The organism is Halobellus ruber (genome assembly GCF_014212355.1).
In the GTDB taxonomy this organism is placed as follows: domain Archaea; phylum Halobacteriota; class Halobacteria; order Halobacteriales; family Haloferacaceae; genus Haloquadratum; species Haloquadratum rubrum.
In genome coordinates this window covers 681,607-693,144 of record NZ_JACKXD010000002.1, presented here as the reverse complement: position 1 = coordinate 693,144, position 11,538 = coordinate 681,607, and the positions used below count along the sequence as shown (strand labels likewise).

Annotated in this window: 11 protein-coding genes; 8 read left to right on the top strand and 3 right to left on the bottom strand. The window is 67.8% G+C overall.

All coding sequences use genetic code 11. The features are described from left to right. Nucleotides 1-113 precede the first annotated feature (113 nt). The 4 genes from H5V44_RS08340 to gatE all read left to right on the top strand — a co-directional run bounded on the left by H5V44_RS08340 (nt 114) and on the right by gatE (nt 4,040). Nucleotides 114-368 (top strand): BolA family protein, encoded by a 255-nt coding sequence (locus H5V44_RS08340; protein ID WP_185192643.1) that lies wholly within the window; start codon nt 114-116, stop codon nt 366-368. Nucleotides 369-449: 81 nt separating this feature from the next. Then, nucleotides 450-1,859, top strand: coding sequence for a class II fumarate hydratase (locus H5V44_RS08335; protein WP_185192642.1), 1,410 nt, complete (start codon nt 450-452; stop codon nt 1,857-1,859). Nucleotides 1,860-1,921: 62 nt separating this feature from the next. After that, complete coding sequence (locus tag H5V44_RS08330) at nt 1,922-2,086, top strand: HVO_2901 family zinc finger protein (protein WP_185192641.1); 165 nt, start codon at nt 1,922-1,924, stop codon at nt 2,084-2,086. Nucleotides 2,087-2,171: 85 nt separating this feature from the next. Further along, nucleotides 2,172-4,040 (top strand): Glu-tRNA(Gln) amidotransferase subunit GatE, encoded by a 1,869-nt coding sequence (gene gatE / locus H5V44_RS08325; protein ID WP_185192640.1) that lies wholly within the window; start codon nt 2,172-2,174, stop codon nt 4,038-4,040. Nucleotides 4,041-4,062: 22 nt separating this feature from the next. On the opposite strand, the gene H5V44_RS08320 is transcribed toward gatE, so the two are convergent. The 3 genes from H5V44_RS08320 to H5V44_RS08310 are packed head-to-tail and all read right to left on the bottom strand — an operon-like array spanning nt 4,063 to nt 5,884. Next, a complete protein-coding gene (locus tag H5V44_RS08320; protein WP_185192639.1) occupies nt 4,063-4,416 on the bottom strand; it encodes a hypothetical protein in 354 nt (117 codons plus the stop codon). A gap of 53 nt (nt 4,417-4,469) precedes the next feature. Continuing rightward, the gene (locus H5V44_RS08315) at nt 4,470-5,312 is read right to left on the bottom strand and encodes an RNA methyltransferase (RefSeq protein ID WP_185192638.1); all 843 of its coding nucleotides are present in this window, start codon (nt 5,310-5,312) and stop codon (nt 4,470-4,472) included. Next, the gene (locus H5V44_RS08310; RefSeq protein ID WP_185192637.1) at nt 5,312-5,884 is read right to left on the bottom strand and encodes a hypothetical protein; all 573 of its coding nucleotides are present in this window, start codon (nt 5,882-5,884) and stop codon (nt 5,312-5,314) included. The genes H5V44_RS08315 and H5V44_RS08310 overlap by 1 nt, the downstream gene beginning before the upstream one ends. A 114-nt stretch (nt 5,885-5,998) precedes the next feature. On the opposite strand from H5V44_RS08310, the gene rqcH reads away from it, so the two are divergent. The 4 genes from rqcH to H5V44_RS08290 all read left to right on the top strand — a co-directional run bounded on the left by rqcH (nt 5,999) and on the right by H5V44_RS08290 (nt 11,535). Beyond that, nucleotides 5,999-8,107, top strand: a complete 2,109-nt coding sequence (gene rqcH / locus H5V44_RS08305) for a ribosome rescue protein RqcH (protein WP_185192636.1) — start codon at nt 5,999-6,001, stop codon at nt 8,105-8,107. A 118-nt stretch (nt 8,108-8,225) separates the two neighbouring features. After that, nucleotides 8,226-8,948, top strand: a complete 723-nt coding sequence (locus tag H5V44_RS08300; protein ID WP_185192635.1) for a DUF4013 domain-containing protein — start codon at nt 8,226-8,228, stop codon at nt 8,946-8,948. Between the two features lie 101 nt (nt 8,949-9,049). Beyond that, a complete protein-coding gene (locus tag H5V44_RS08295) occupies nt 9,050-9,721 on the top strand; it encodes a DUF4013 domain-containing protein (RefSeq protein WP_185192634.1) in 672 nt (223 codons plus the stop codon). 140 nt (nt 9,722-9,861) lie between these two features. Next, nucleotides 9,862-11,535, top strand: a complete 1,674-nt coding sequence (locus H5V44_RS08290) for a histidine kinase N-terminal 7TM domain-containing protein (RefSeq protein ID WP_185192633.1) — start codon at nt 9,862-9,864, stop codon at nt 11,533-11,535. Nucleotides 11,536-11,538: the final 3 nt, after the last annotated feature.

Here is an 11,538-nt window from a genome sequence, read left to right as displayed (position 1 = left end):
TCCGCGGTTTCGCACATAAGTGTTCGCGGCGGGGTCGAAACGGCGTCGCGGGGAGTCCGGCCGACGCCCTCGCGAGTAACGGAGTTTATTTTCCCGCGCCGCCGACACCGGGTATGGACACCGACGAGGTCGAACGGCGGATCGAGGCCGGAATCCCCGACGCGGAGGCGAGCGTCACGCTCCCGCGGGTTCCCGATGAGGACCACGAGGACGCCCACTTCGCCGCGGTCGTGGTCTCGACTGCCTTCGAGGGGAAGTCGCTGGTGGAACAGCACCAGATGGTGTACGACGCCCTCGGCGACGCGATGACCGACGACATCCACGCCCTGGAGATGAAGACCTACACGCCCGAGGAGTACGAGGGATAGGAGTCGGGCGGGCGGATCGTCGAGGTCGACGCGGGGGCCGAACCGACGGGTTTTACGCGGGGTCGTGCCGTGTCCCCGGACATGTCCGACGACGACTACCGGATCGAGCGGGACAGCCTCGGCGAGGTCGAGGTACCGACCGACGCCTACTGGGGCGCCCAGACCCAGCGGGCGGTCGAGAACTTCCCCATCTCGGGGATTTCCTTCGGCCGCCGGTTCGTCCGGGCGCTCGGGATCGTCAAGAGAGCCGCGGCGTCAGCCAACCGCGATCTCGGCCTCCTGGACGACGAGGTCGCCGACGCCATCGTCGACGCCGCCGACGAGGTGATCGCCGGCGACCACGACGACCAGTTCCCGGTCGACGTGTTCCAAACCGGATCGGGCACCTCCTCGAACATGAACGCGAACGAGGTCATCGCCAACCGCGCGGCCGAGATCCTCGGGGCGTCCGTCGGCGACCGGGTCGTCCACCCCAACGATCACGTCAACTACGGGCAGTCCTCCAACGACGTGATCCCGACCGCGATGCACGTCTCGGCGCTCGAAGCCGTCCACAAGGACCTCGTTCCGGCCCTGGGGACGCTCCGCGAGGAACTCGCCGAAAAGGAAACCGAGTTCGACGGCGTCGTCAAGACCGGCCGCACCCACCTCCAGGACGCCACCCCCGTCCGACTCGGACAGGAGTTCGGCGCCTACCGCACCCAGGTCGAGAAGGGGATCACCCGCGTCGAGAACGTCACCGATGATCTCGCGGAACTCGCTCTCGGGGGGACCGCAGTGGGCACCGGCCTCAACACCCACCCCGAGTTCCCCGAACGGGCCGCGGAGTACATCTCCGAGGAAACTGGCCTGGATTTCGGACCCGCCGACAGCCACTTCGAGGCGCAGGCGGCCCACGACGCGATGAGCGAGGCCCACGGCGCGTTGCGGACGGTCGCGGGCTCGCTGAACAAGATCGCGAACGATCTCCGGCTGCTCGCGTCGGGGCCGCGCAACGGCCTCGGCGAGATCGAACAGCCCGAGAACCAGCCCGGGAGTTCGATCATGCCGGGGAAGATCAACCCCGTCGTCGCGGAGGCGGTGAACCAGGTCCACAAGCAGGTGGTCGGCAACGACGCCGCGGTCGCGGCCGGGGCCGCAGAGGGGCAGATCGACCTGAACCTCTACAAGCCGGTCATCGCTCACAACGTCCTCCAGTCGGCCGAACTCCTCTCGAACGCGGCCGAGACCTTCGGCGAGCGGTTCGTGGCGAAACTGGAGGCCAACGAGGACGTCTGCGGGCAGCAGGTCGAACGCTCGATGGCGCTCGCCACCGCGCTGAACCCAACGATCGGCTACGACAAGGCCAGCGAGGTCGCGAAGACGGCGCTGAAGGAGGGCAAAACGATCCGTGAGGTCGTCGTCGCCAAGGGGTACCTCACCGAAGCCGAGGCCGACGAGGTGCTGGATCCCGAGTCGATGACCCACCGAGGCATCCTCGGCGGGGAGTAGCCGCCGAATCGAGCCGGCAAAAAACCGGTACGTTGATACTGACTTCCGTCGAATCTGTAGGTATGCAGGAAGTTCAACAGTCCCGCGAGCGCGGTCGAGACCTCCTCGAGTGCCGACGTTGCGGGGCGCGGTTCCCGGAGGGCCGGGCGACGACGGACGGCTGGCACTACGCCTGCCCCGAGTGCGACGAGGGACAGGGCATCGGCGACGGACTCCGGCGGGTATAGTCACACCGACGCCGGGGCCACAGGTGTCGCCGGCGCCGTCGCGGACTGAACCATTTTTTATTCCGGGGGTACCCACTCCTCAGTAATGACCGACTTCGACTACGACGACCTCGGCCTCGTCGCGGGGCTCGAGATCCACCAGCAGCTCGACACCGCAACGAAGCTGTTCTGTCGGTGCCCGACTTCGGAACGCGACCCCGGCGAGGCGGTCCGCTCGTTCACGCGGTACCTCCACCCCACGCGGAGCGAACTCGGCGAACTCGACGACGCCGCCGTCGAGGAGAGCCGCGTCGACCGCGAGTTCGAGTATCTCGCCTACGACACCACCTGCCTGGTCGAGGAGGACGAGGAGCCGCCCCACCGGCTCGACACCGAGGCCCGAGAAGTCGCCCTCCAGATCGCGGACCTCCTGGAGATGGAGCCGGTGGGGCAGGCCCACGTGATGCGGAAACTCGTCATCGACGGCTCCAACACCTCCGGCTTCCAGCGGACGGCGCTCGTCGCCCAGGACGGCGAGATCGAAACGAGCGAGGGCGCGGTCGGCGTCGAGGACCTCCTGCTCGAAGAGGAGTCCGCCCAGCGGGTCGAGAAACGGGCCGGCGGCGTCACCTACTCCCTGGATCGGCTGGGCGTTCCACTGGTCGAGATCGGGACCAGTCCCGACATCGACTCCCCCCAACAGGCGCGGGAGGCCGCCGAGACCATCGGGATGTTGCTCCGGTCGACGGGGTCGGTCAAGCGTGGCCTCGGGACGATCCGTCAGGACGTGAACGTCTCGATCGCCGAGGGCGCCCGCGTCGAGATCAAGGGCGTCCAGGCGCTCGACGACATCGACGACATCGTCCGCCGGGAGGTCGGCCGGCAGGTCGAACTGCTCTCGATCCGCGAGGAGTTGGTCGAACGCGACGCCTCGGTCGGGGAAACCCGGGACGTCTCGGAGGTGTTCGACGGCACCGATTCCGGCGTGATCGGCGGCGCCCTCGGGGACGGAGGCTCCGTGACCGCGGTCCCGCTCTACGGCTTCGACGGCCTGGTCGGCCGGGAGATCCAGCCCGACCGCCGTCTCGGCACCGAACTCTCCGATCACGCAAAGCGCAACGGGGCCGGCGGGATCTTCCACACCGACGAACTCCCCGCCTACGGCGTGACCGACGCGGAGGTCGAGGCCCTGCGCGAGGCGGTCGGCGCCGGCGGGGACGACGCGGTCGCGATCGTCGCCGCCGACACCGAAACCGCCGACCTCGCGATCGAGGCGGTCGCAGAGCGCGCCGCAACCGCTCTTGAGGGCGTTCCGGAGGAGACCCGCGGCGCCAACGACGACGGGACAACCAGATACCTGCGGCCGCTGCCCGGCGCGGCGCGGATGTACCCCGAAACCGACGTCCCGCCGGTCGAACTCGACCCCTCCGACGTCGAGACCCCCGAACTCCTCACCGAGAAGGTCGACCGGTACCAGTCGGAACTCGGTCTCGGTTCGGGGCTCGCAGAACAGGTCGCCTACGGCCGTCGGATGCCGCTGTTCGAGCGGGCGGTCGACGCCGGCATCGACGCGACGTTCGCGGCTGGCGTCCTGGAATCGACGCTGACGGAACTCCGCCGGGACGACGTCGCGGTCGGGAACCTGACAGACGACCACCTGCTCGAAGTGATGCGGCTGGTCGAGGATGGCGACCTGGCGAAGGAGGGCGTCGAGGAGGTGCTCTCGACGGTCGCCGCGGACCCGACCCTCTCGGCGGAGGCGGCCGTCGAGGAGGCCGGCCTCTCGGGGGTGTCGGAATCGGACGTCCGCGACGCCGTCAGCGAGGTCGTCGACCGCAACGAAGAGCAGGTCGAAGCCGAGGGGATGGGGGCGTTCTCCGCGCTGATGGGCGAGGCGATGGGCGCGCTTCGCGGGAAGGCCGACGGCGAAACCGTCAGCGACGTGCTCCGCGAGGAGATCCAAAAGCGGGCGTGACGCGGGTGAGGGGGCGACCCGATCAGGCCCCGGGGACGCCGAAGGCGCCGATTCCGAGCCCCAGAACCGAGTTCACCACGACCAGGAGCAGCAGCGCCGAAATCCAGGCGCCGACGCCGATGATCGCCGCCTTCGTCCACCCGCCGGGATACCGCCAGTTGATGACGCCGACCCACACGACGAGGGCGATCACGGGGCCGAAAAGCGGGATCCACGAGGTGAGCGCCCACGCGACCGCCCCGAGGATCGCGGTGATCACCGCCCGCCTGTAGTCGTCGACCTCGACGACGACGCGGGCGCTGATGTGGATCGCGAGGCCGCCGACAAGCAGCGCGATCACGAACGAGATCACCCCGCCGACGAGTGGGACTACCATACCCCCACACGGGCGACCAGCGATTTATACCTGCTGTCAGCCCGCGCCGACAATCAGGTCGAGGGGTCGTCGCCGTCGGTCGCCCCGTCGACGTGGTCGCCGAACGACCGGTCGCCGATGAGGTCGTTCGCCCGGCGGAAGATCCCCGTGAGCGTCGTGATCTCCCGCTCCGTGGGATGCGCCCGGCCGATCAGCCGGCGCATCATCACCCGCGTCTTCTCGCGTTTGTGCTCCCGACTCTCGACCGACCGGTGGAAGGTCTCGAAGAACTCATAAAAGCGGTCGATCGCGGCCTCGTCGGCGCGTTCGCGCTCGACGTCCGGCAGTTGGGTCTCCTCGACCGTCAGCGTCCGGAGTTCGTACAGGAGGATCGTCGCCGCCTGCCCGAGGTTCAACACCGGATACTCCGCGCTCGCGGGGATCGAACACACCTCGTCGAGCCGGGCGAGTTCCTCGTTGTCGAGGCCGGTCCCCTCCCGGCCGAACACGAGCGCGGTCCGCGTGTCGACGGTTTCCAGGCTCTCCCGGACCTCGACGGGCGTCTTGAACGGAAAGCGGACGTGTCGGCGGCTGTCGTCGTTAGTGATCGCGGTCGTGCCGATCGTGTGGTAGTTTTCGACGACCTCCTCGAAGGTCACCGCCTCGGCGTTCGGGAGCACGTCCTCGCGGGCGTGGCCGGCGAACCCGTAGGCCTCGCCGTCCTCGTGGAGTTCGGGCGGGTTGACGAGCTTCAGGTCCGAGAGCCCGAAGTTCTTCATCGCGCGGGCGATGGTCCCGACGTTGCCGGGGGTTTCGGGGTCGACGACGACGACGATCGGGTCGTGGGTGCGCCCGGTCCCCGCAAGGCGTTCGGTATCGCCATTCTCCGAGCCGACTGTCGGATCGTCGTCGGCCATCAGCCCGTTGGGTACTCCCGACCGAGATCGAGGGCGTCGACGTCGTCCTCGTCGTCGACGGTCGTGATCTCACCCGTCCGGAGGTCGATCCGCTTCCGCTCGCCGTCGTGGGTCTCGTTGAGGCGACGGTTGATCTCCTCGGGGTCCGGCGGGTCGGGCAGTCCCGCGGGGTCGGTGTCGACGTGGTCGAGGCCGCCGTACCCCTCCGGCGCGCGGTTCCCCGCCGCGAACCACTCGTGGAACTCGTCGCGGAACGTCTCGGTTCCAGCCGCGTCGGCGCCGCCGGCCTCCCGGAACCAGTAGAGAAAGTCCGCCTCGTGGTCGGGACACAGGAGCACCTCCTCCATCGGTTCGCCGTAGACGATCCCGGCCTGGTTGCACCGCTTTTTGTCGGCCTCGCCGTAGACGAGATAGCAGGCGTCGCAGGGTTTGCCCTGGAGGTAGGTCAGCCGGACGAGCCGCTGTCGGGTGTCGCCGTCCAGTTCGTCGAGCGACCGGAACTCCCCGTCGTCGGTGAACACCGCCGACTCGTCGAAGCGCCACCCGCGGAGCCCGATACTCACTTTCGACATTACCTGACCGTAGCCGGTCGTCGGATAAAAGCGGCGTGACTCGGCGGTTCGGACGTTCGCGATCCTCCCCGTACGGAACGTGCGGCTTTTCATTCTCCCCCGAGAAGGTCGCGTATGGATCCGAAGCGGGAGCTCACGAGCGTCGATCTGGCTGCCCTCGTCACCGAGTTGAACCGGTACGAGGGCGCGAAGGTCGACAAGGTCTACCTCTACGGCGACGATCTGCTCCGCTTCAAGATGCGGGACTTCGACCGCGGCCGGGTGGAACTGCTGGTCGAGGTCGGCGACACGAAGCGCGCCCACGTCTCCGACCCCGACCGCGTTCCCGACGCGCCCGGACGGCCGCCGAACTTCGCGAAGATGCTGCGGAACCGCCTTTCGGGCGCCGACTTCGCGGGCGTCGAGCAGTTCGAGTTCGACCGGATCCTCACCTTCTCCTTCGAGCGCGGCGACGAGGACACCCGGGTGGTCGCGGAGCTGTTCGGGCAGGGCAACGTCGCGGTCCTCGACGAGACCGGCGAGGTCGTCCGGAGCCTCGAAACCGTCCGGCTCAAGTCCCGTACGATCGCGCCGGGTGCGCAGTACGAGTTCCCCGCCTCCCGGGTGAACCCGCTCTCGGTGAGCTACGACGCGTTCGCCCGCCGGATGAACGACTCCGACACCGACGTGGTGCGGACGCTGGCGACCCAGTTGAACCTGGGCGGCCTCTACGCCGAGGAGGTCTGCACCCGGGCCGGCGTCGAGAAGACCACGCCGATCGCGGAGGCGGGCGACGAGGAGTACCGTCCGCTCCACGGCGCCCTCGAGGACCTCCGGACCCGACTCCGCGCCGGCGAGTTCGACCCGCGCGTCTACGAGGACGACGGCGCGGTCGTCGACGCGACACCGTTCCCGCTGGAGGAACACGAACGCGAGGGGCTCGACAGCGAGGCCGCCGACTCGTTCAACCAGGCGGTCGACGAGTACTTCGACCGGCTGGAACGGACTGCCGACGACGATTCCGCCGAGGAGGCGGCGAGTCCCCGGCCGGACTTCGAGGCGGAGATCGCAAAACAGAAGCGCATCATCGACCAGCAGGAAGGCGCGATCGAGGAGTTCGAGGAGCAGGCCGAGGCCGAACGCCGCCGCGCGGAGCTCCTGTATGCGAACTACGACCTCGTCGACGAGGTGCTCTCGACCGTGCGGGACGCACGAGCGGAGGACGTGTCGTGGGACGAGATCCGCGAGACGCTCGCTCGGGGCGCCGAGCGGGGGATCCCCGCCGCGGAGGCTGTCGTCGACGTCGACGGCGCCGAGGGGACCGTCACAGTCGAACTCGACGACACCGAGGTCACCGTCGACGTCGATACCGGCGTCGAGAAGAACGCCGACCGCCTCTACACGGAGGCAAAGCGGATCGAGGACAAAAAGCAGGGGGCGCTGGAGGCCATCGAGAACACCCGCGAGGAACTGGAAGCGGTCAAACGGCGTCGCGACGCGTGGGAAGCCGACGAGGACCCCGAACCCGACGGCGACGACGAGGACGTCGACCGCGAGTGGCTCTCGATGGAGTCGATCCCGATCAGGAGTTCCGAGGAGTGGTACGAGCGGTTCCGGTGGTTCCACTCCTCCGACGGCTTCCTCGTGATCGGCGGCCGCAACGCCGACCAGAACGAGGAGATCGTCACGAAGTACCTCGACAAACACGACCGCTTCTTTCACACGCAGGCCCACGGCGGCCCGGTGACGGTGGTGAAGGCCTCCGGGCCCTCCGAGCCAGCAGCGCCCGTCGACTTCCCCGAAACGACGCTTTCGGAGGCCGCGCAGTTCGCGGTCTCCTATTCTTCGACCTGGAAGGAGGGGCGGTTCGCCGGCGAGGCCTACGCCGTGACCCCCGATCAGGTGTCGAAGACGCCCGAGTCGGGGGAGTACATCGAGAAGGGGTCGTTCGTCATCCGCGGCGACCGGACGTACTACCGGGACGTCGAAAGCGAGGTCGCGGTCGGCGTGCAGTGTGAGGGCGAGACCCGGGTAGTCGGCGGCCCCCCGTCGGCGATCGAAGACCGCGTTGCGACCGCCGTCCGCCTCCGCCCCGGACGGTACGCGCAGAACGACGCCGCCAAGATGATCTACCGGGAGTTCAAGAACCGCTTCGCCGACCAGTCGTTCCTGCGGAAGGTCGCGAGCCCAGACCGGATCCAGGAGTTCCTCCCGGCCGGCGGCAGCGAGATCGTCGAGGAGTGACCACCGGCGAGTAACTGGACTATACTTATGTCTCGTCGGCGCCGTAAGACGCACAGAGCAGGTCATTCGGCCGCGCAGCGAGTCGGACGCACGCGGGGGCCGGCACCGCTCGATCGCTATGATAGAGGATGCACTCCACTACCCCCGGGACGACGACGACTGGACGAGAACAGTACTGATCGGCGGTATCCTGAGCCTTCTGGGTGCGCTCGTCGTGCCGACCATCCTTGTTTTGGGCTACCTCGTCCGGGTCTTGGAGCGCACGATGCACGGCGACGAACACCCCCCGGCGTTCGACGAGTGGGGCGATATGCTCGTCGACGGGGTGAAAGCGTTCGCGATAACGCTCGCCTACGGTCTCGTCCCCGCCGTGCTGGCGGTGGTCGTCGTGGCGGGATCGATCCTCCCGTTCACGGTCGTCGAGGGGCCGGGAGCCGCCGGAACGGCCGCAGGCGGTCTCGGGCTCGTGGTCCTGCTCGTCGGCGGCTTGCTGGCTCTCGTGACGGCCCTAGTGGCCGCCTACGTCGTGCCTGCAGCGATCGCGGCGCTGGCGGAGACCGGCGAGGTTACCGCCGGCTTCTCGGTCTCCAGGCTCCGTCCGGCGCTTCTCTCCGGCACCTACGCGATCGCGTGGCTGTGGGCGTTCGCCGTCGTGGTCGGCGCGGGACTGCTCACGGGTGCGCTGAACGCGATCCCGATCATCGGCTTCGTGATCGGCGGGTTCGTCGGGTTCTACGCCGCCGTCTCCGCCTACTACATCGTCGGTCGCGCGTGGGGGGATCACCGGGGACTCGAACCCGCAGAACCCGGTGAGACGCCGGTGGAGGGGTCGACGGTCTGATCGGCATCGGCTGGGGAGCCGGAAATAGTATCAGCCGCTCGTCAAAATCGCCGTCTCACTCTTGGGTAGAACTACTTACCGGAAGCGAGTTGGTTTGAACGATGCTTTCCGACGCTCTCCGCTATCCGCTGGACGGCGAAAGCTGGGTCCGCACGATCCTCATCGGCGGCCTTCTGACCGTCCTTTCGGTGCTGGTACTGCCGTGGTTCTTCCTGCAGGGGTATTACGTGCGCGTCCTACGCGGCGTCACGAACGGTGATCCCGATCTACCGCAGTTCGACGACTGGGTGGAACTGCTGATCGACGGGGTGAAACTGTTCGTCCTGAACGTCTTCGTAGTGATCGTCCTCCTCGCCGTGCAGATCGCCGTCGCGGTCCTGCTGGGCGCGGGATCGCTCCTCGCCGGCGATCCCTCCGGGGTGGATCCCGGTGCGGCGAGCGGCCGGTTGGGGCTTCTCGGGATAGTCGTCTTCGCCGTTGCCGTTCTCCTGCTCAGCTACGTCGTCCCCGCGATGTTCGCGAACTTTGCCCGCGAGGATTCGCTCGTGGCGGCGTTCGATCTGTCGACGGTGCTCTCGGGTGCGCTGACCCGTGAATACCTGATCGCGTGGGTGCTCGTGATCGCTGTCAGCCTCGTTTTGGGGACCATCGCGAGCGTTCTGACCCTCCTGCTCGTCGGAATCTTCGGCCTGTTCTACGTCCAGATCGCGACCTACTACCTGTTCGGTCGCGGCTTCGCGGCGGGACTCGACGCCGACGGCGCGGAATACTGATGGCTCCGTCGGTTCGACCCCCCGGCTACTGAGCCGATAGGTTGCCCCCCAACCACCCGGTCGCAGAGTGCGGTTCGCTGGTGACAACCGCGCTGGACGCCGCCGGATCTTTATATTGAGTCCCGGAAAACGAGGCACGAGTGACCGAGTTGTCAGCTCTGGCGACCGGGCTCGTCGGTGCAGCGTTCGTCAGCGCCGTGATCGGAGGCGCGCTCGCGCTTCTCGCGTGGCGCCGTAGCGACACGGCAGCCGCCCGCCCGTTTCTGTGGTTCGTGCTGTTTCAGTCGGCTTGGTCGACGGCAACGGCGCTGACTTGGCTCAGCCCGACGTTCAACGCGGCGCTGGCGTTCAAAACGCTCTCGTACGTCTTCGCGCTCGGATCGCTCGTCTCGTGGGTGGTCTTCGTGGTGGCCTACACGCGGCGGGACGAGCGCTTCCGGGGGTGGCCTCGAACGCTGTTTCTCGGGTGGAACGCGATCTACGTCCTGCTCGTTCTCACGAACCCGGTGACCGAGCTTCTGCTCGCCGATCCTCGTCCGGCGTCGTTCCAGGGACTGATGTTGGTCGAGTGGACTCCGACGGATCTCTTCACCGCGAATCTTCTCGTCATCTACGGCGCCGTCCTCGTGACGTATTGGCTGCTGATACGCTTTGCGCGACGGGCGGTCGGCGGCCAGGGTCGCCAAGCGCTCGCCGTCCTCGGCGGCGATCTGGCGTTCGTCGGCATCAACGTCGCATACTACGTCGGCGGCTACAGCCTCCATCCGTCGCTCGATCCTTCGCCGATCTTCTTCACCGTCACCGTCGTCGTCGTCGGGAGCGCGCTCTTCGCGTACGACTTCCTCGACTACGAGCCGCTGGTGACGGACCTGCTACTGGAGGAGATGAACGACCCGATCATCGTCCGCGACGACGTTCGGGGACCGATCGCGCTCAACGACGCCGCTGCTCGTCTCGTCCCTGAGGGAGCGGAGACGCTCTCGGACGTCGCTCCCGCGCTAGCGAATGCGGTGGACGGAGCGAAGAGTACCGTCTCCCTTGACCTCGACGGGGAACAACGGACCTTCGATATCGGCGTCTCGCCGATCCGCACCCGCGACGAGCAGAAACGCGGCGACCTGCTCGTGCTCCGGGACGTCACCCAACAGCAGCGACGCCAACGGGAACTCGAACGGCAGACGGAGCGGCTCGATCAGTTCGCCAGCGTCGTCAGCCACGATCTCCGAAACCCGCTCAGCGTCGCGAGCGGGCGGCTGGAACTCGCCCGCGAGGAGTACGAAAGCGACCACCTCGACCGGAGTGCGGACGCGCTCGACCGGATGGAGACGCTCATCGACGACCTGCTGACGCTGGCACGGCAGGGCGAGGCGGTCAGGGATCCGGAGCCCGTCGAACTCGCAGAGCTCGTCGATGCCTGTTGGCGGACGGTTGCCACCGGCGAGGCGACGTTGCGGACCGACGTCAGCCTGACTGTCCGGGCCGATCGATCCCGGCTCCGACAGGTACTCGAGAACCTGTTCCGAAACGCGATCGACCACGGAGGGCCCGAGGTGACAGTTACCGTCGGCGAACTCCCCGACGGAAACGGGTTCTACGTCGCCGACGACGGCCCCGGCGTCCCCGAGGCGGACCACGAGCGGATATTCGAGAGCGGCTATTCGCCCGACGAGGAGGGGACCGGATTCGGACTCAGGATCGTCGCCGAGATCGTCGAGGCCCACGGGTGGGACGTCGACGTGAGCGAGAACGAGAACGGCGGCGCACGGTTCCGCATCGACGTCGCCGGGCGCGCAGTAAAACAGCCGGCGGAGTAAGTG

Coding starts and splice junctions, on each gene's coding strand:
- H5V44_RS08340 (WP_185192643.1), top strand. CDS start 114: ATGGACACCGACGAGGTCGAACGGCGGATCGAGGCCGGAATCCCCGAC.
- gatE (WP_185192640.1), top strand. CDS start 2,172: ATGACCGACTTCGACTACGACGACCTCGGCCTCGTCGCGGGGCTCGAG.
- H5V44_RS08315 (WP_185192638.1), bottom strand. CDS start 5,312: ATGGCCGACGACGATCCGACAGTCGGCTCGGAGAATGGCGATACCGAA.
- H5V44_RS08330 (WP_185192641.1), top strand. CDS start 1,922: ATGCAGGAAGTTCAACAGTCCCGCGAGCGCGGTCGAGACCTCCTCGAG.
- H5V44_RS08310 (WP_185192637.1), bottom strand. CDS start 5,884: ATGTCGAAAGTGAGTATCGGGCTCCGCGGGTGGCGCTTCGACGAGTCG.
- rqcH (WP_185192636.1), top strand. CDS start 5,999: ATGGATCCGAAGCGGGAGCTCACGAGCGTCGATCTGGCTGCCCTCGTC.
- H5V44_RS08320 (WP_185192639.1), bottom strand. CDS start 4,416: ATGGTAGTCCCACTCGTCGGCGGGGTGATCTCGTTCGTGATCGCGCTG.
- H5V44_RS08295 (WP_185192634.1), top strand. CDS start 9,050: ATGCTTTCCGACGCTCTCCGCTATCCGCTGGACGGCGAAAGCTGGGTC.
- H5V44_RS08335 (WP_185192642.1), top strand. CDS start 450: ATGTCCGACGACGACTACCGGATCGAGCGGGACAGCCTCGGCGAGGTC.
- H5V44_RS08300 (WP_185192635.1), top strand. CDS start 8,226: ATGATAGAGGATGCACTCCACTACCCCCGGGACGACGACGACTGGACG.